Origin of the sequence: Acinetobacter genomosp. 15BJ (assembly GCF_000400715.1) — a bacterium.
In the GTDB taxonomy this organism is placed as follows: domain Bacteria; phylum Pseudomonadota; class Gammaproteobacteria; order Pseudomonadales; family Moraxellaceae; genus Acinetobacter.
Window position 1 is genome coordinate 1,282,189 of record NZ_KE007347.1, and the last position, 19,607, is coordinate 1,301,795.

General features: G+C 39.9%; 14 protein-coding genes. 2 read left to right on the forward strand and 12 right to left on the reverse strand.

The window, feature by feature from the left end; all coding sequences use genetic code 11:
- On the forward strand, positions 1-161 hold a 161-nt coding region (locus F896_RS20825; protein WP_016164020.1), incomplete at its 5' end, for an IS3 family transposase.
- Here F896_RS20825 and F896_RS08095 read toward each other — a convergent pair.
- From F896_RS08095 to F896_RS08050, 10 genes are all read right to left on the reverse strand, one after another.
- Positions 112-2,883 (reverse strand): T6SS effector BTH_I2691 family protein, encoded by a 2,772-nt coding sequence (locus F896_RS08095; protein ID WP_016164021.1) that lies wholly within the window; start codon positions 2,881-2,883, stop codon positions 112-114. The genes F896_RS20825 and F896_RS08095 overlap by 50 nt on opposite strands.
- Position 2,884: 1 nt before the next feature.
- Positions 2,885-3,793 (reverse strand): hypothetical protein, encoded by a 909-nt coding sequence (locus F896_RS08090; protein ID WP_016164022.1) that lies wholly within the window; start codon positions 3,791-3,793, stop codon positions 2,885-2,887.
- Position 3,794: 1 nt separating this feature from the next.
- Positions 3,795-6,395 (reverse strand): type VI secretion system Vgr family protein, encoded by a 2,601-nt coding sequence (locus F896_RS08085; protein ID WP_016164023.1) that lies wholly within the window; start codon positions 6,393-6,395, stop codon positions 3,795-3,797.
- Between the two features lie 87 nt (positions 6,396-6,482).
- Entirely contained in the window at positions 6,483-7,256 is a 774-nt protein-coding gene (locus F896_RS08080) for a Rossmann-like and DUF2520 domain-containing protein (RefSeq protein ID WP_016164024.1), read from the reverse strand.
- Positions 7,257-7,339: 83 nt separating this feature from the next.
- A complete protein-coding gene (locus F896_RS08075; protein ID WP_016164025.1) occupies positions 7,340-8,386 on the reverse strand; it encodes a hypothetical protein in 1,047 nt (348 codons plus the stop codon).
- Positions 8,387-8,567: 181 nt separating this feature from the next.
- Positions 8,568-9,992 (reverse strand): OmpA family protein, encoded by a 1,425-nt coding sequence (locus tag F896_RS08070; RefSeq protein ID WP_016164026.1) that lies wholly within the window; start codon positions 9,990-9,992, stop codon positions 8,568-8,570.
- 247 nt (positions 9,993-10,239) lie between these two features.
- Positions 10,240-10,812: a hypothetical protein gene (locus tag F896_RS08065; RefSeq protein ID WP_016164027.1), complete on the reverse strand. Its 573-nt coding sequence runs from the start codon at positions 10,810-10,812 to the stop codon at positions 10,240-10,242.
- A gap of 196 nt (positions 10,813-11,008) precedes the next feature.
- Complete coding sequence (locus F896_RS08060) at positions 11,009-12,241, reverse strand: dihydroorotase (protein ID WP_016164028.1); 1,233 nt, start codon at positions 12,239-12,241, stop codon at positions 11,009-11,011.
- A 12-nt stretch (positions 12,242-12,253) separates the two neighbouring features.
- Complete coding sequence (locus F896_RS08055) at positions 12,254-13,270, reverse strand: aspartate carbamoyltransferase catalytic subunit (protein ID WP_004806347.1); 1,017 nt, start codon at positions 13,268-13,270, stop codon at positions 12,254-12,256.
- Positions 13,271-13,507: 237 nt separating this feature from the next.
- Complete coding sequence (locus F896_RS08050) at positions 13,508-13,879, reverse strand: hypothetical protein (RefSeq protein ID WP_016164029.1); 372 nt, start codon at positions 13,877-13,879, stop codon at positions 13,508-13,510.
- Positions 13,880-14,164: 285 nt separating this feature from the next.
- Here F896_RS08050 and rlmKL point away from each other — a divergent pair, with 285 nt between their 5' ends.
- On the forward strand, positions 14,165-16,369 hold the full coding sequence (gene rlmKL, locus F896_RS08045) for a bifunctional 23S rRNA (guanine(2069)-N(7))-methyltransferase RlmK/23S rRNA (guanine(2445)-N(2))-methyltransferase RlmL (protein WP_016164030.1): 2,205 nt from the start codon (positions 14,165-14,167) through the stop codon (positions 16,367-16,369).
- Here rlmKL and F896_RS08040 read toward each other — a convergent pair.
- Together F896_RS08040 and clpB are read right to left on the reverse strand one after the other, a co-directional pair.
- Complete coding sequence (locus tag F896_RS08040) at positions 16,362-16,802, reverse strand: hypothetical protein (RefSeq protein ID WP_016164031.1); 441 nt, start codon at positions 16,800-16,802, stop codon at positions 16,362-16,364. The genes rlmKL and F896_RS08040 overlap by 8 nt on opposite strands.
- A gap of 167 nt (positions 16,803-16,969) precedes the next feature.
- The gene (gene clpB / locus F896_RS08035; RefSeq protein WP_016164032.1) at positions 16,970-19,549 is read right to left on the reverse strand and encodes an ATP-dependent chaperone ClpB; all 2,580 of its coding nucleotides are present in this window, start codon (positions 19,547-19,549) and stop codon (positions 16,970-16,972) included.
- Between the last annotated feature and the right edge of the window lie 58 nt (positions 19,550-19,607).

Genomic DNA, 19,607 nt, shown 5'->3' on the forward strand with positions numbered 1-19,607 from the left:
ATGAATTAGTGCATCATTGCAACTATAAAACCAGAGATGAAGCTAAAGCAGATATTACAAAATACATTGTGTTATTTTATAATCAGCGAAGAATTCAAAAGAGTTTGGATTTTAAAACGCCAAATCAAATAGCAGAGAACTTTTATCGGTTAGCTGCCTAGCATATCCCAAGTGAAAGTCTCCTGCTAATTCAGCACATATCAACGCAGACTTAAATATTGATTCTTTTTTAGGATCAGATACTAATTTAAATGCCGTTTTCTGACACCAATCTTCCATTGCATCATCTAACACCCATGCCTTAAGCGCACTTTCTAGACCTATTAATCCTAATGTTAATAAATTTAATCCTAAAATTACTCGGGCACCCATTAAAAATGCAACTATTGAATTAGTTGTGAGCCTAGTTAAAGCACTTTTAATTAACGCATTTTTTGTGTAATTAACAATAGCACTGGCTAAAACTCCAGCTTGGCCAACTAGCAAAGCTAAGTTTGTAGCCATCCTAAGTAAAATAATTCTTTTAATAATTAAACTATTAGAATCGTTATAGCTAACTTTATCTGAATATAAGCCTGCTACTCCTCCTAAAATACCAAAGCTTCCAGCAGTCAATCTAAATGCTGCTGCAGAGGCCGCTGCACCTGCTACAGTTTTACGGCTCCAACTCTCACCTAACATATCAAATGCAACAGCAGATACCGAGAACATCGAACCCACCAATTGTACGGATAGCTCTGGCTTATCTTTAATATCAGATTTCCACGCATCATATTGGAAGTAAAAATTCAGTAGCTCAAAAATACCTACGATAGCAAGTATTCGGTTTTTGGTAATATCAGGTTGTCCTTTAACTGCAAGGGATACCGAGTTTTTAATTTCCACAGCTCTGGTATTACGGTAGGTATACCTCGTACTGGTTTGTGGTAAAGAAGCAATTGCAGCGGCTCTAAATTCTAGGTTATACATCAGCCGCGCCAATGGTACTTGCTGCGCTAGACTCCCAGATCTTAAATAAAGTAATTGAGCCGTATGTCGTTGCGCACCTTGAGTCGCCATAACCGTAATTTGACTAATATGTAAGGTTTTTAAGCGGATATCACCAAACTCTTTTAGAGCTGTATTCAGCATCAAAGACATCCAGTAGAGCAGTTTTTCTGGCGCCTTAAAGTTTTGTGCCGTAATAAACTTTTTCCCCTCAATATTGCCTAACCAACTATCAAAGGCAGCATCGGCTGCGGTAAATATACCAAAACCCTGTTTACTATAATCCAGTAAACTTTTTGCTGACATTGTACTTTCAAAAATCTTGGCATATTCATCCATCAAAATTTTATTGTTAAAACAATATGCTCTCAGGAATAAATTTTTATCTGAAACCTTTTTTTCACATATCCATTTATTAAGTAAGTCTTTACCCTTCTGTAATAAATTCATGCCATACATTAAATCCATAATGACTGCATGGAAAATAAAACCATTACTTTCTTTCGGTGTTTTCCCCTGTTTCAATTCTTCACTTTGGTCAAAATAGAATAGACCTTTTAAAAGATTAGAAGAAACCAGCCAGTTATAATGATCATCTACATACCTAGCTGCAGCAGCATAACTCTCTTCTGATTTTTTATCGACGTCTTTACGAAACTTCTCCAAGCCATTCATATCTAACTGTGCTTGGTATTTTTTCCATGCATTATTACCATCTACAGTTGCTTTTTTAACAGCCTCTGCTCTCTGTTTCTCAAGTTCAGCTGCAGCTTTTGCAGGCGCATTTTTTTCGAAATTCTTTAGATTATCGAGTCCTTTTTTATCGCCCATACGTTCAGCTCTTTGAATCTCCGCTTGCAGATAAGGATCTGTAATTTTCTTCCTTTGCTCTTCATTTGAATCAATAATTTTGAACTTTGCTTGAATGGAATTTGCAACTAAGTTTTGCTTCATATTATCGATTAAGGTCATGGTCTGAAGCTTATGTTCATTGCTAAAACCATCTTTATCTTCTTTTAAAAAGCTATCAATTCCTGCAAAACTTAATATATTACGGTCTTCATTTAGCTTAGAGGTGATTCCAATCGGATCATACAGCGCAACACCAATATGCTCTTTCGGCTTCTCACTAAACTTCTTATTTATTGCCCCCCATCGAGCAGAACCATAGCTTTCCAGTGCCATCGCTATCGTAGTTAATTGAGCACCTGAAAGACAATGTTGCTGAGTAGCTCCTTTTGCTACATCTATTTTTTGCCAATAGCCTGAAATTGCATACTGATCAGCATTTTTCTCAAACTGCGTTCTCATTTTTTGACTGAGAGGTGCATGTGCATGCAGTAAATAGACCGTCTGTGCATCATCGTTATTCACTGAAGGAATCGTTATTAAAGATGCATTAGCACTATGCCCAGCTTTATTACAAGCAAAATCCTGAGCCACAAGGGGTGCTTTACTGCCTATAGGAAATTCCTGATGAAATCCTTTTTTATTGGTAATGTATGCAACCCACTCTTTCTTTCCAGACTTTCTTTTGATCAATAAATAAATATACCCCGAGTCAATCATTCGAACCGTATATCTATACTCCTTAAGTGCAACATTAGTAACATTTGCACCTAACTGTGCAGGTAATGGCTTCACACCCAAACGCGCCACCGAATACTTAAGCGGTAATATATTGATACCCGTCGGTCGACAAAAGTTAGTACATTCTTTTTTGGCGACCTGAGTCACTGGAATTTTATTATTCTGAGTTGTGGATGCAGCAGCTTGTTGGCTAATTTTGCTCGGATTTGGGCTGGCACCTAAAGTCTGAGTTAGTTTTTTCTGTTGCTGATCAACTGTCCCAAACTTTTTTATGTTATTTGCGAAAGTTGGTTTATCATTAGCCATGCTAGCCCTCTTCACATTCTTGTTTAACTTGTGAATATTGATTTTCTTCTAAATAGTCCATCGCCGTTGTAAATGAGTTTGGTTCCAATCTCTCAACCCAATAATGACTAATTATTGAAGATACTCGCGAACTTCTCATAAAATCTTTATGCAAAATAACTGAATACATCCCATAAGCAATCAGATCAGTTATATGTAAAATTCCATATTGCGTTATTGCTTGATGGAGTGACTCTAATATCTCATCCTGACGAATCGACAACTGCTCGTCATATATAAGAGATTGCTTGATCACTGTATTCGATAGCTCAATTAAATCTAGTTTTGCTGACTCGTCATTTGTAAAAGTAAGTGGAAAAAGTGCTCTTTTTTCCTGAGTTTTCACTTCATACAAACCATTAAAAAAAACAAAATGCCAATCCTCTAAAAATGCTTCAATTCGTTCAATTTTTTTATCAATAATTGCAGGTAAATAAACCAATACACGAGGGTCATACCACCGAAAAATAAATTTATTCTTTGTATCTTTCGCAATAACAAGCTTTTTAAAAGTTTGAACTGTCTTTTTTAGATCATCTACTTTTCCAAATCCATGAATAAAATAGCCATCCTCATTTTGATCTAAATTCATAAGTAAGGTTTGAATGATAAAATCTAATGAATGTTCTAAATCTTCTTTTACTTTTATCTTTATAAAGAAAAGAGCTGGATGAATATTCTTTTTAGAAGCTGCAATCTCTATTGGCTCTAATTCATAATCTGTTAACTCATCAACAAACTCATCAAAAAAACCACTTAATAAAGTTTCATCACATAAAAAAGTGACATGACCATTTTGTTCAAACAAATCAGCGATTAATTCACTTAAATTTTCAGAAGCTATCTCTTCTTTTGGCAGTAAAAACTTCATTCTAGTCTAATATCACTTTTGCTGAGCCATTTTTTGCCGCATCAGCCTGTTTCGCAGAACAATCTGGTAAATCAATTGCAGGGACATTCACCGATGCCCCACCCATAAATAAATGCTGCCCAGCCTTTACCTCAAACTTGCCACCTGTGGTTGGGAAAATACCTGAGCCATCAAGCTTGATCTGAGAGCCGCCCGCAGTAATCACAATCTCTTTCGGACTACTGATCTCAATACGATCTTCAGTCGAAATAATCTGGATGCCTTGTTTTGCTAATAAGTCCATTCCATCAGCCTGTGCCAACATCTCAAACTTACCCTTTGCCGCAATTTGTTTAATACCATTCTGTGCTGTAAAAAGACTGGCTTTACCACTAACATGGGCGACCAGATTCTTTTGTGTACTCAGATTTATGCTATCACCTGCAAACTGGTTAATCTGCCCATCAGCTGATAAATGAATATCTTCATTGGTACTTAGACCAATGCCTGCTGGCGAACTCAATAACAGCATCGCCTTGTTAAACTTAGCAATATCAGCTTCAATCTCATCAGCAAAAGCTTTTAGCTGATCCAGTGATTCTATTTCATCAGTCTGCTGATTCTTGGCTACTTCACTTAAGGCTTTGGCATTGCTTTGATTGCCTTCTAGCTGCTGTTTTGCCACTTGGGCATCCAAGTGTTCACCTTGGGCCTGATCCTGTTTATGCGTTGAAAGCAGTAAGCCATCGCCTGCACGTACTGCACCCCATTGATCAGTGCGTAGTTCAAAACCCTCACCACGATCTTCACTCTCTGCCTTGTCTTTCGGATGGCTGAGTTTACCGAGATTGAGTTGGCTGGCAGCATGACTGCTTTGCAACTGGGCACTGATCTGACCTGTGGTGTCATCAAAGCGCAGTTGGTTAAAACCTCCACCTTGATACTCTTTGGACTTGATTCCTGCCAGTTTCTTGGTATCTGGCAGCTTGCCTGCATTGTCAAACTTGGTCGGGCTGCGATGGGCTTCGTGAATGCGTCCTACTACAAATGGACGGTCAATATTGCCATCAAAGAAGTCAATCACCACGATTTCATCAATACGGGGCAGGAAACGTGCGCCATAGCCTTCACCTGCCCAAGGCGTCAGTACATCCACCCACGCTGAATCGGTGTCGTTGTCATTAGCCCCTGCTCCACCATCGTGGCTATGATCGTCATTGCGGGTAAACAGGAAACGGACTTTGATCCTTCCCCATTCATCCACATAGATTTCTTCACCGCTTGGCCCAACCACTTTGGCACGTTGTGTTGACGCTGCTGGACGGTGTTGTAAAGGATGATATTCGGGTACAGTTTTAATGCTGCGGCGTTGCAACGTCAGTTGATTGGCTTGGCGTTCGTCACTCTCTTTTATTTGCCAGTTACTTTGCGCTAATAGCTGATGAATCTGTTGCTGTAAGTCTTTGGGTAAATTGTTTTGGTTATAGAAGTTTTTACCTGTGATCAGGAATTCTTTGTCTGCGCCATCATGTTGATCAATTTCAGGGTGTTCAGCCAATTCAAACCAGTAACCCACTTGGGTATCGCGGACTGTGGTATGGGCTGTAAATTGTTTGGATTGTAAGTCGTAATATTGACCCAGATTTTGATTCAGCTTTTCAATCTGAGCATTGCCCGATGCGGTTGCACCATCTTCCCCATTTAAGTCTTGCATCCATGCGGGTGAAAAATGCCATGCTTGTTCTAGACCAAGACTAGCATTGTCATGTTGTTCGCTGTGCTTATGTGTGCTCTGTACACTGCCTGCACCATCTTCTTGTTCCAGTGCATCGGCTTGCCAGCGTTGTACATGTACGCTGCTCGGTTGTAGAGAGCGTTGCCCAACCAGACTAGTCATGCTGTCGTATTGTTCTGTGGCACTACTACGGTGATAACGGATCTGTCGACGATCGAGTGCTTGGTACTGACTATTGTCGTCAATCAAACGGAGTTTTTGCGGCTGAATCGCGGCACTGCTTTGAGGAACCGTTCGTTCAGCTTCGTCGATGAGCCAGTTGATGCCTTCGCTACGCATGAGACGGGTTAGGAAATCATAGTCATTTTCATTATTTTGCATAATGAATGGACGGACATCATAGTCTTGACTGAGTCCGCTTAAATCAAGCATTAAGCTGGATGCAAATAAGGGGCTTTTTTGTTGCCATTCCTTGAAAACGATTTCCACCACATCACGCACGCTCTTGTTCATAAACAGGCGGCTGTTACGGCGTTGTTTCCACAATGCAGTTGGATCTTCTAAAGTCAGCTTATATACGGTCAAGCTACCGTCTGATTGTCCTTGTAAAGCTTGAGTAATAATCCCTGTGACGCGGGTCAATTGACCTTGATCTGTCACCGTATCAATTGCCGCTTGGCTGCCAATAAATTGTTTGAGTGGAATGGTGGCATTGGTCGACAGGCAGATCAGTTCTGCCTTAAATCCGTCATTCAGTTGATGCTGACCATCAATACGTTGTAGAAAGACTTGAGTATTTAAATTTTGATTGGAAAATTGAATATGTACTGCACGTTTTTGTGCAGTAAGGCCGAGACTCTCTAAAGCTTGAAATATATTAGCCAACATCTTTTTATATAGAATTAAATCAAATTTTAGTCATGGTATACAAAACAGACCGATTTGTCTATTTTGTACACTTATTGTTAAACCAATTTAATGATGTCGTTTTAAAATAGATTCACTGATAAGACGATATATATTCTGTAAGTCTGATCGATGAGAATCTGCTAATAACTGGCTATGCATGCTTAATATATTTTGATCACCCCGCATTGCGGGACCTGTCTGCATATCCTTGGGATCATTGGCTGTGGCTTTATTTGCGGTCTCTAAAATCAGTGGGTAGAGCAAACTAAAATCAACCTGCTCAGCATCGGCCACTTGTTTGGCCATGTCATAACAATAATTACTGAAATTGCAAGCAAATACAGCTGCCAAATGTAAAGCCAGCCGTTGCCTAGAGCTATATTGATAAACACGTTGGCTTAAACTGTTTGCTAAATCAGTTAATAATGTTAAATCCTCCTGTTGAGCCGCTTCAACAAACAAAGGCGTATCCACCCAATTTACATCTCTTTCTAAACTAAAAGTCTGCAAGGGATAAAAAACACCCGCGCGTGGATGTCTCTGCTCCAGTAAAGATAAAGCCGTGCTCCCCGAAGTATGTACAATCAAATTTTCAGTGAGGTATGGCGCAATCGAATCAATCACGCTGTGAATCGCCTGATCACTGACTGCAATAATCACTAAATCGGTTTGAGCATCCAGCTGTTGCACATCATCAATTGCTTGGGCATTGACCTGGTCTGCAAGGGTCTGAGCATGTTGTAGATTCCGACTAAAGATTTGTACAATCTGATGCTGCAATTGCAATGCTTTAGCCAAATGGGTTGCAACACGACCTGCTCCAATCAATGTAATTCGCATAATATTTATCTTAAAACCATAGCTGTGCTAAGCATGCCAATAAAAAAAGGACGAATCAATTCGTCCTTCTTGTTGTTGCTTACTTAATTGACATTATTGAGATAGACAATGCGCTCAATGGTCCGTTGGGTGAAACACTTGGTGTACTGCATATCTTGATCTTGTTGACGCATCGCATCATTCCAATACCGTGATTGCTTTTGATAGGTTTCCAAATCTTTTTCTGGAATATCAGATACATGCTTTTGAGCAAGCACCTTACAATCAACATCACGTTTTTCAAACCAATCAGACTGGTCTTGCTGCAACTGTGCTTTTTGCTCTGGACTAAACTTGTCCCAAGTTTGATTTAAGCGCTCAACCTGCTGTGCTTTTTCAGCATCCAACTCTTTTTTGCGAATATCCATTGCTTTTTGAGCCAAGCCCATTTGAGCCGATTCTTCTGCATCATATTGCTGCTGAGCTTGTTCATTGCTTTGTTCAATCAAGCGGTTTTCTTTTAAATAAGCCACATATTGCACGGCTTTGGTCGCCATAAAGACCACACCATCAATCACTGCATTTTGATCAGGAATATTAAAGACTAAACCATCTTTATCAGTCTTGGTAATGTCATAGAAAAAACTACCCTTGAGTTGATCATTTTCTAAGGTCAATGAATATTCATTATCCGCAAAATAATCAGCTAAAGTACTCGCGCTGTAATCACCCTCACACTCTTCACAATTCTTTTGCTGCTCTGCATAAGCATTTTCTGCGCGCTTTTGTAAGCCTTTTGGAAATTGAACGATTAACTGACTTTCACAGCTCAATTGTGTTTTTGAAGCCTGCTCACCTTCTGCTGTATCCAAGGTGCGCACATTTTTAATTTCGAATTTCAGGCCTTTGTTGATTTTATCCAGAACATCATAGTCTGCCTGATACTGACTTTCTCTTAGGCTACGTTCGATTTGTTTTAAATAGTCTTTTTTCAATGCCGCTTGAATATTATTCAAGTTATCTTGATTGGTACAACTCCACTCAGCAACTGCAGCATTGGTATTCTCAGCTTTATCTTTTGGTTTGAACTTATCACAACCAGTTAATAATACTGCTGCGGTTAATGCTGTGAATATAAAAAACTTATTCATATTAGTGCTCTATTATCTTGTTTTTCGAGCGTATTCTACTCAATTTAAATCTATACTTTCGAGTCTTTTATTTGATTTTATTTAGGCGTTTGCATTTAAAATCATATTCACTCAAATAAACAATTAAAATAAAAGGAGTTATTTTCTCAATAACTCCTTTAAAACTTCAACAAACCACCAATTAAGGAGTAATTGAAAACTCAATACGACGATTTTTAAAACGCCCTTCCTCAGTTGTATTATCTGCAACAGGGTTATCTGCACCATGTCCCACCGCTGTGAGTTGAGCCGCATCCACGCCTTGACTAACTAAATAACCGACCACAGCCTGTGCACGTTTTTGTGACAGTGCTTTATTGCTATTGGCATTACCTGTTGAGTCGGTATAACCTGCAACGGTCAGTTTTGCATCTTTACTATTTTTCATTAAGCCAGCGGCTTTATCCAAGATCGCTTTGTTTTCATCTGGAATCTGATTGGATCCCGTTGAGAAATTAATAATCTGTAGATTAAGTGCTTTAATCACGGCGTTAATATCAACCTGATTGGCATCAATGCTTGCCAATGCATCCTGCGCTGCATTTAGACTATTGCTTACAGAATCTGCCGCACTGACAGGTGCTTCGACAACCACCTCGGTATTCGGCACTAGTGCTTTGATCTTGCCCAGTAACTCATTGAGTTTAGCTGTATCTGCACCTTTTAAGGTGATCTTATCACCAACCCATTCCAAGGAAACATTTGGAACCCCTTTAAGCAATCCCAAGACACCTGCAAGTCCTGCTTGATCGGCAAACGAGCCTGCATGTGTTGCAGCCGTACCTGCTGTATCTACCGTACAGTCCTGATTAGAAGAAAAAACTTCTTTGATTTTGGCCTGAATACTGGCCAGGAACCCTTGATCACCAACCATGACCTGACACTGTGCAACATTGCCACTAGCATCGGTGGTTAATGCCAAACTCGCTGGCGCAATCATCGTACCGACTTGTGATGCAGGTGAATCTTCATTATTTACAGGCACTTCCATTTGTTTATGTTGACATGACTTCCACAACCATGCGACCAGAAGTGCCAAAATAATCAGCGCTAAAATCGGTAGCCAAGCACGTGATTTACTTCCTGTCGTCGCAGTCGCACTGGCGAAGCTGGTTGTTGAAGCCGTAGCACTCGAAACGAGTCCTAAAGGCGCAAGCAAACCTACCGCCCATGCAGGTAAAAGTGAACGAATTGAATCGGCATGCTGTTTTAAATAATTAACAATACTTTGAGTGTCATTACCCGCTTCACTGGTTAAAGCAGCAAGGCTGACTGGAAGCGCTTGGTTTAATGTTTGCTCTGCTTCAGCTGTGGGAAGCTGACCACTTGCGAGATTGGATAATAATGCATTTTTAACTTGATCATTATGACCAAATAAATCGAATAATGAAGGTGAAATCGACTCTTTTAGTTTCTGAATTAATTCAGGTTTTGCAGCTAAAATTGAAAGGAAAATCGGGTAAAACTTAGATAACAGCGCGCTTTTTTCGTTCGCTAATCCGTCTTGACCACTCACAAGCACAGAGGTCACTTTCTGTTTTAACAGTTCTATTGGGTTTATTGACATTGTTATTCTCTCCAACACATTAAATTTATAATATTCAGATCGCTTAAGAAAAATACGAAGTACAAGCAAACTGAAGCTTTTTCATTCTAATCATTTGTGTGTTTTTTATTCGTTTTTATATCATTTAAATACAATACTTACATCACACTTTACAAAACAGAGTAAAAGCCAAATGGCTTTAGATGATTATTCAGTTGAGTTGAAAATTGTGTGATAAAGAATAATTTCATCTTCATAATAAGGCATTTTACTTGCTTAATTGATATAGAAACAGCAAGGAAAAACTCGCAAAAATAAGGGTCAGAAACGGAAATAACCGATAAGGCTTCTTTTCAGGCGCTATCTCAACCGGCTCGGTAATTTCTTCTAATGACACTGCTACGATTGGAACCTCATCTAACAGTGCAAGCACCTCTTCCGACCAATTAGGCAATAATCCATGAATAGACTCTTGATATTCGCGAAGGTAATGAATAATGCTGATTGCATCATTCCCGATTTCATTTGAAAGTACTGCTAGACTCTTAGGGATCGCTCGATTTAATGTGATTTCTACCTCTGCGACAGAAACTTTACCTGCTGCCAACCTCAACAGTAATGCATTTTTTACTTTTTCATTTTCTTCCATCAGGTCAAAAACTGAAGGTGTCAGTTTCTCTTTTAACTGATCAACGAGTTCTGGTTTCTGTAAAAAACGATGCAAAAAAATAGGATAAAATCTTGATAAAACATCATTTTTTTCATTTACCAGACAAGTTTGATCATTGACAATAATAGAGGATACTTTTTGCTTAAGTAACTCCATTGGGTGAATAGCCATATGATTTAGCTCCAATTATTTAAATTGTTTATTTCTCATTTTTTATAATTTTATGTAAAGCACATCTCATTTATTTTCTTACTTTAATCTAATTTTTTTATTTTTATCAGCTTTGTAAAATTTAAATACAATATCTACATCACAGTTTACAAAGCAGAATAAGACTTGATCGTCTTATCCTGCCACTTCATATCATTTATGCAAAGGTGGTCATCACCTTACCTGTCAGCTGTTGACCAAGTAACGGCGTATTTTTCCCTTGCGAAAGAATACTGTCTTTAGACACCGTCCACTCTAGTGTTGGATCTATCAAGACCCAACCTGCTTCTTGCAACCAACGATCAGTCATATTGGCCACTTGCGCTGGAATTGATGTCACTTTTTCAACCCATTCCAGTGGTTCAAACACACCCTCTTGTATCAACTGTACACCTAAACCCACATAGGTATCAAAAGCGCTAATCCCTGGCTGTGTTTCAGCAAATGGAGCCATTTTCGCCGAGCTACTGAGCGGTTCATGATGAGTACAAATTGCATCAATTACCCCTTCTTTCACACCTTGGCGCAATAATGCTTTATCTTGCTCAGATCGTAACGGTGGGCGTACATGTGCAAGTGAGTTAAAACCATCGGTCAGCTGCTCAGTCAGATGTAACTGATGCATCGCAACATCGGCAGTGACAGGTAAACCTTTGGTTTTTGCTGCGCGGATCAAATCAACCGAAGCACCACAAGACAGCAGACCAAAGTGCGCTTTCACGCCTGTTGCTTCAATCATGATCAAGTATTTGGCAATCGCAACGGTTTCAGCAATCGCAGGAATCATGGGTAAACCTTGACGAGAAGCAATAAAGCCTTCGTGTGCACAGCCATCTTTAGCAATCTGAGGCTCTTCTGCATAGAACACGACCGTCAAGCCCAAACCTGCTGCATATTCTAAAGTACGAATCACCACATCATCATTTTCAAAGCTGGCATTGGCATTTGAAACCGCAGTACATCCACCCTTCTTCAATCCCGCCATATTGGCAGGTTGTTTGCCATTCAGACCTTGGGTCTGTGCACCAATAATTTGTAGATAAATGCCGCCATCCAATTGTGCTTTTTCAATCAAGCCATGAATCAAAGCACCATTATCTTGAACAATTGGTTTTGAATCCGGTGGTGTCATCACATGCAAAATACCATTAGCACGCGCCGATTTACCTTCAGACTTTAAGGTTCCATGCTGTTGTTGCCCTGGTTCACGTAAACGTGCACACAGATCAACCATGGTTGGCATTAACCATTTGCCTTGACCATCAATCGTTTCATCGACTTGATCTACTACATCAACTAACTTGCCGTTTTCGATATAAACCGTTTTTACTTGATCAGTTTTTTGAATTGGGTCGAGCACACGGACATTTTCAATTTTTACTATACTCATGTGATCTATCCTTTACAGCGCAATCGCTTCAATTAAACCTTGTTCTTGTAACTGCCCTTGCATCGCAAGTGCCAACACTGCCATACGAACTGCAATCCCATTGGTAACCTGCTTCAAAATGACAGATTGATCACCATCGGCAACGCTTGAATCAATTTCAACTCCACGGTTCATTGGCCCCGGATGCATCACGATGCAATCAGGCTTAGCCAATGCCAAACGCTCTTTGTTTAAGCCGTACATTTTATAGAATTCAGCTTGTGAAGATAATGCAGGTGAATCAATACGTTCATTTTGAATACGTAAGGCAATAATCACATCGCAGTCTTTCACGCCTTCATCCATTTTGTTAAACAGACGTACATGTTCGCCATATTCATCAAAGGCCACTGGCAATAAGGTATTTGGCGCAATCACACGAATGTCTTTACAGCCCAATGTTTGCAACGCTGCTACATTTGAGCGTGCGACGCGTGAATGCTTGATATCACCAATAATCGCAACCGTTAATTCTTCAAAAGGCTTTTGGGTCTCGCGACGAATCGTCAACATATCCAGCATCGCTTGGGTCGGATGCGCATGTCGACCATCACCTGCATTGATAATTGCAACCTTAGGGCAAACATCTTTGGCAATAAAGTGTGCTGCACCTGAGGATGAATGACGTACCACAAAAATATCCGCAGCCATCGCTTCCAAATTCCAAAGCGTATCACGTAAAGTTTCACCTTTAGAGGTACTTGAACGTGCAATATCAATATTTAAGACATTGGCAGACAAACGCTTTGCTGCAGCTTCGAAAGTAGTACGGGTACGAGTGGAGTTTTCAAAGAAAAGATTCATCACCGTCAGTCCTTCAAGCAACGGACGATTGATCAAGTTATTATTTTCATCTAAAAAGCTTTGCGCTGTATCTAGAATCTTGGTTAAGGTTTCTTTAGAAAGACCTTCAATTGTTAAAAAGTGCTTGAGATTTCCTTGTTGATTGAGCTGGATCTGACTCAAAGTATGCAATGCCGCCAAGTGCATAAGAGATTCCTAACACGTTAAGTTAACGCATTATACAGACTTTAGATTTCATTCGCAGTTGAACTTTTCAGCACTTAAGTAAAAATCTTTTAGATCTTTTCCATGATCTTATTTTTATTCAATATGAGAACATAGATTCTGAATATTGATCCATATACAAATACTCCAAAATAAAGATAAGGATGTAAGCATCATCACTACATCCTTTTAATATTCTATTTTTTAATGACTTATAATTTACCTTAATGCACCAATATAGTGATGATGGACCTGCGCTTGATAAATTTCTTCATCAGTAACTTCCATGGAATAAGTTTCCAAAACCTCAACTGGTTGTTTCTCAGTCGCAGTTTTTGTCTCCATAACCAATGGATTTGGCTCAGGATATAAATCAATCAATGGGCTTAAACGATGTACAAAACGTTCCAACTCTGGGTCCTGAGTTGTTAAGGCGATATCCAGTACATGCTTGGCATAATCTTTATTGTTAACGAGATACATTACATCGATCACACGACCACAGACACGTCTTAAACGGACATACATTTGAGTCGCAATCGTAAAAGCTTCGGCATTGACCAACACTTCGTTATTCATGCTTTCTTTCATAACATCCTCACAGCCATCAAATTAAAATTCTTAAATTTCATCAGCTTTAAGTCAAATAGTTCACTGATGTGCTGCAAACTTAGATGCAAAAGATGTACCAACTATTAAAATAGAAAATAAAAATGCACCGCATCACATTTTTTGAATCTCGCAAATACAGAACAAATTCTTCAAAAAATATCGATTAATGCAGAATAAAGCTGACAATCACACAAATATGCACCGACAGAGCAAACAAAAATCAGTTAAAATAGCCGATTGCTAAAAATGTTTTTGGAAATTTGAATGAATGCTAAACAACGTCTAACAGACTATTGGGTGACCTGTGCGGACGGGCTTGAAACCTTATTACAACAAGAGCTTGAAGATTTAGGCATTCAAAATATCCAACGTTTTGCTGGGCGTTTAGTGTTTAAAGGCACACTTGAAAATGCATATCGCGTTTGTATGTGGTCACGCCTTGCCTCTCGCGTGCTTTTACCCATTCATACCCACGAACTTGAACATACCCATGACGCACGTGATGTAGCTGAAGAACTCTATGAAGGCGCGATTAGCTTTGACTGGTCTTTGATTTTTGCCCCACAAAGCACATTTGCTGTTCGTTTGCATGTAGAACGAGAAATTAAGGTCAATACACAGTTCGCGACCCTACGCGTTAAAGATGGTGTAGTGGATTCCTTTATGGAAGCCGTTGGCAAGCGTCCGAGCATTGATATTAAGCAGCCTGAAATCACGCTATACGCTCTAGCAGGTAAAACTGAACATACCTATTGCTTAGACTTATCTGGTGATTCTTTACATAAGCGCGGCTACCGACGCTATATGACCGATGCACCGATTAAAGAAAACTTGGCAGCAGCGATTCTGCAAAAAGCCCAATTATCAAAATACCAACCCGATATTATCCTTGACCCAATGTGTGGTTCAGGCACATTTATTATTGAATCTCTACTCATTTTAACAGACCGTGCACCTGGTTTAGTGCGTCGTTTTGGTTTTAATGGTTGGCATGGTCATGACCATGAACTTTGGTTAGCATTGAAAGCCGAAGCTGCTGAACGTCATGAAAAGGCTTTAGAACAGCCGCTACCTAAATTCTATGCTTATGATGCTGATTGGGAGGCTGTAAAAGCAACGCGCCAAAACATCATTGCTGCTGGTTTTGAAAAATTACTCGATCAAATTCAAATTGAAGAACGTACCTTGGCCGATTGGGATGACTTCCATGCCGAAGGTAAAAAAGCATTTATCGTAACAAATCCCCCCTATGGCGAACGTTTAGGTGATAAAGCCTCTAGTCGTTCATTTTATCTAGGTTTATCGGGGCTGCTACAAAAGAATTTCCCAAATCAATCTGTGGCTGTCATTGCGGCACAAATTGAACAAGCAGATGTACTTGCTATTAACGACCCTCAAACATTACGTTTAATGAATGGTAAATTACCAATTTATATTCGTTTTGGTACCGTCAAACCAGCAACAGTGACACAACCTTTCCTTGCCACTTGGCAACCACAACAATTTGAAAAAATTGAGGGTGCCGAAGACTTTACCAATCGTTTGCAAAAAAATATGCAAACATTGAAAAAATGGGCTGTGAAAGAAAATGTATTCTGCTTACGTTTATATGATGCCGACTTACCTGACTTTAACGTCGCAGTCGACTTATATGGAGATCGTTTGCATGTTCAGGAATACGCACCACCTAAAACGATTGATCCAGAAAAAGCAAAAAAACGTTTTAACCTTGCGCTTGCTGCCATCCGTGCTGTGACAGGTTTAGGTCGTGATGCAATCTTCATTAAAACACGTGCGAAACAAGCAGGTGCAAACCAGTACACCAAACAAAGTACCGCCTCTAAACGTTTTATTGTTCAGGAAGGCAATGCGCGTATCTTGGTGAATTTGACCGATTATTTAGATACAGGATTATTCTTGGATCACCGCCAAATTCGTTTAAGAATTGCCAAAGAAGCACGTGGCAAGCATTTCTTAAATCTTTATAGCTACACCTCTACAGCAAGCCTACATGCTGCTTTAGGTGGCGCAGCAAGTACGACCAGTGTCGATTTATCCAATACTTACTTAAATTGGTCGAAAGAAAACTTTGTACTCAATGGTTTAACAGTCGATCATGCCGATGAACAGCACATGTTCTTTGCAAGTGATTGCTTTGAATGGTTAAAAGAAGGTCATGAGCAATATGACTTGATTTTCATTGACCCACCAACCTTCTCTAACTCGAAAAAGTTCTATGGAACCTTTGATGTACAACGTGATCACGTTTCACTTCTTAAGCGCGCTATGAACCGCTTAACCAGTGATGGAACCTTATACTTCTCAAATAACTATCGTGGATTTGAGTTAGATGAAGAAATTGAGGCGATGTATCAAATTGAAGAAATCACCTCTGAAACAATTGGTCCAGATTTTAAACGGAATCAAAAAATTCATCGTGCTTGGAAAATTCAACACCCTGCTATTTAATCACTAGCTCGGCTTTCACGTCATCGTTATAAGTTACATGGACATTGCCTGATTCAAACTCATAAATCATGAGACGATCAGGCGGTTGTTCGTGTGGTTTGATGGTCGCAGCCCGCTTATCTCTATAATCAACGGTCACTACTTTCTTTTGCTCTTCGTGAGGAGATAATACGCCTCCTAAGATGGTACTGACACGAATATCACCTAAGTATTTATCGCTAAGGATACGTTGTGAACGCCAACGTTCTTCTTCAGGCTTTAAAGCATCTTGCTGAGCTTTAATGATAATACTAGGCAGTGCATTATTCAGCATACCTGTTTGTAAGGCGAGTGATCCTTCATTCAATGGCTGCGCAGCATTCGCCATCGAAGTTAAGGCTGTTAACAACAAAATTACACAAGCATGTGTGCAATGATGTCTGTTGTTTTCCATTGCAATTCATCCTGAATTTTTTTCTTATTTGTTCCGAAGCTATCAAGTTTTTTATCAAGTCGCAATGTTATCGGTAATATTCCTGTAAAAATCTGACCAATAACACTGATACAAAAAAAGATGGTGACTTTCATCACCATCTTTTTAGCCAATCGTTAAAATTGTACTTAGCTGAGTTTCATTTTATCAAACACAAGATGACCATTTTCACCTTTGATCAAAATGTTATCTCCTGGTTGGAATTCACCAGATAAGATTTTCTGAGCCAAGTTATTTTCAACTTGCTGCTGAATCGCACGTTTCAATGGTCGTGCGCCGTACACAGGATCGAAACCAGCATCGATTAATAAGTCGAAAGCAGTATCATCCACTGTTAAGCCCATATCACGATCGCTCAAGCGTGAACGTAAACGATCTAACTGAATATCAGCAATACCACGGATCTGTGCTTTCTGGAGTGAATGGAAAACCACTAACTCATCAATACGGTTAATAAACTCTGGACGGAAATGCTGTGTGACTGCATTCATGACCACAGTACGAACCTCATCATCTGTTGCCCCTTCGCCAAGTTCACGTACATCCTGTGAACCTAAGTTCGAAGTCATTACAATAACGGTATTCTTAAAGTCGATCACACGGCCTTGCGAATCCGTTAAGCGCCCATCATCTAAAACTTGCAATAAGATATTGAACACATCTGGATGCGCTTTTTCCACCTCATCAAATAACACCACGCTATATGGCTTACGACGTACCGCTTCAGTTAAAACACCACCTTCTTCATAACCAACATAGCCTGGAGGTGCACCCACTAAACGACTGACTGAGTGTTTTTCCATAAATTCGGACATATCAATACGAATCATGGCATCGTCACTGTCAAACAAGAAGTTTGCCAATGCTTTGGTCAACTCAGTTTTACCCACACCTGTTGGTCCAAGGAACAAGAATGACCCACTTGGACGATTCGGGTCAGATAAGCCCGCACGTGAACGACGTACCGCATTGGAAACGGCAACCACCGCTTCATCTTGACCAACCACGCGGTTATGCAAGAACTCTTCCATATTCAGCAGTTTTTCACGTTCACCCTGCAACATTTTCGCCACTGGGATACCTGTTGCTGCACTAACGACTTCTGCAATTTCGTTTTCGGTGACTTTGGTACGAATCAGTTTCGGCTCTTCATTTTCCTCAGCGACTTCGGCTTGTTCCAAGCGTTTCTGCAACTCTGGAATCACGCCATATTGCAAACGTGCCGCTTCTGCCAAATCACCTTCGCGTTTAGCTTTTTCCAAAGCAACACGTGCCTGATCAAGCTCAACTTGTGCTTTCTTATCACCTTCAACCAGTGTTTTTTCAGCTTTCCAGATTTCTTCCAGATCGTTGTACTCTTTTTGCTTTTCAGCAATTTGATGCTCAAGATGATTTACTTCAGCTTTACTGCCAGCATCTTCATCTTTTTTCACCGCTTCCAATTGCATTTTCAACTGGATTAAACGACGATCAAGTTTGTCCAAAGCTTCTGGTTTGGAGTCAATTTCCATTTTGATCCGCGATGCCGCTTCATCAATCAGATCAATGGCTTTATCAGGCAATTGACGGTCAGTGATATAACGATGTGACATTTTCGCTGCAGCAATAATCGCTGAGTCTAAAATTTGCACACCATGATGGGTCGCATATTTTTCTTTTAGACCACGCAAGATCGCAATAGTATCTTCAACACTTGGTTCATCGACCAATACTTTCTGGAAACGACGTTCAAGCGCCGCATCCTTCTCGATGTACTGGCGATATTCATCTAAGGTCGTTGCACCGACACAGCGTAATTCACCGCGTGCTAAAGCCGGTTTTAACATATTACCTGCGTCCATCGCACCATCACCCTTACCAGCACCGACAAGGGTATGTAACTCATCAATAAACAGGATGATCTCGCCTTCATGTTTAGCAAGGTCTTTGAGTACAGCTTTTAAACGCTCTTCAAACTCACCACGATATTTTGCACCTGCAAGCAATGAACCTAAGTCTAATGACAGTACACGCTTATTCTTCAACCCTTCAGGCACTTCACCGTTGACAATACGTTGTGCTAAACCTTCCACAATCGCTGTTTTACCTACCCCTGGTTCACCAATCAGGACAGGATTATTTTTGGTACGACGTGATAAAACTTGAATGGTACGACGAATTTCATCATCACGACCAATTACAGGATCAAGCTTGCCCGCTAAAGCACGCTCAGTTAAGTCAATGGTATATTTATTGAGTGAGTCACGTTGATCTTCGTGATTATTGCTCATAACTTTGTCATTTCCTCGAATATTTTCAATTACTTTGCGTAAGCTTTCTGGTGTTACACCAACACTATTTAAAATGCTTTTGGTTTCACCTGTTTCTGCCAACCCTAACAACACCCAATCGGTTGATAAAAATTCATCACCTGCTTTTTGTGCATAACGGTCAGCTAAATTCAATGCCTTTACCGCTTCAGGATTCAGATTGATATCACCTGTAGGATTTGCCAATGTTGGTGCATTCTCTAACGCTTGTTCAAGTTTTTGCTTTAACTCTGGTAAACGTGCGCCCGCTTGTTGCAATAAACTCAGATTGGCAGGTTCTTTCAAAAGAGTCGACAGAATATGAATCCCTGCAATCGCAGTATGATCCTTACCCATTGCCAATGATTGTGCGTCTGAGAGTGCTTGCTGTAAACGGTTTGTAAATTTTTCAAATCGCATTCTTGTTATTCCTCACAACAAATTCTTAACTTATCACTTAGATGGGAACGCTTTTTAA

Coding starts and splice junctions, on each gene's coding strand:
- F896_RS08095 (WP_016164021.1), bottom strand. CDS start 2,883: ATGGCTAATGATAAACCAACTTTCGCAAATAACATAAAAAAGTTTGGG.
- F896_RS08090 (WP_016164022.1), bottom strand. CDS start 3,793: ATGAAGTTTTTACTGCCAAAAGAAGAGATAGCTTCTGAAAATTTAAGT.
- F896_RS08085 (WP_016164023.1), bottom strand. CDS start 6,395: ATGTTGGCTAATATATTTCAAGCTTTAGAGAGTCTCGGCCTTACTGCA.
- F896_RS08080 (WP_016164024.1), bottom strand. CDS start 7,256: ATGCGAATTACATTGATTGGAGCAGGTCGTGTTGCAACCCATTTGGCT.
- F896_RS08075 (WP_016164025.1), bottom strand. CDS start 8,386: ATGAATAAGTTTTTTATATTCACAGCATTAACCGCAGCAGTATTATTA.
- F896_RS08070 (WP_016164026.1), bottom strand. CDS start 9,992: ATGTCAATAAACCCAATAGAACTGTTAAAACAGAAAGTGACCTCTGTG.
- F896_RS08065 (WP_016164027.1), bottom strand. CDS start 10,812: ATGGCTATTCACCCAATGGAGTTACTTAAGCAAAAAGTATCCTCTATT.
- F896_RS08060 (WP_016164028.1), bottom strand. CDS start 12,241: ATGAGTATAGTAAAAATTGAAAATGTCCGTGTGCTCGACCCAATTCAA.
- F896_RS08055 (WP_004806347.1), bottom strand. CDS start 13,270: ATGCACTTGGCGGCATTGCATACTTTGAGTCAGATCCAGCTCAATCAA.
- F896_RS08050 (WP_016164029.1), bottom strand. CDS start 13,879: ATGAAAGAAAGCATGAATAACGAAGTGTTGGTCAATGCCGAAGCTTTT.
- rlmKL (WP_016164030.1), top strand. CDS start 14,165: ATGAATGCTAAACAACGTCTAACAGACTATTGGGTGACCTGTGCGGAC.
- F896_RS08040 (WP_016164031.1), bottom strand. CDS start 16,802: ATGGAAAACAACAGACATCATTGCACACATGCTTGTGTAATTTTGTTG.
- clpB (WP_016164032.1), bottom strand. CDS start 19,549: ATGCGATTTGAAAAATTTACAAACCGTTTACAGCAAGCACTCTCAGAC.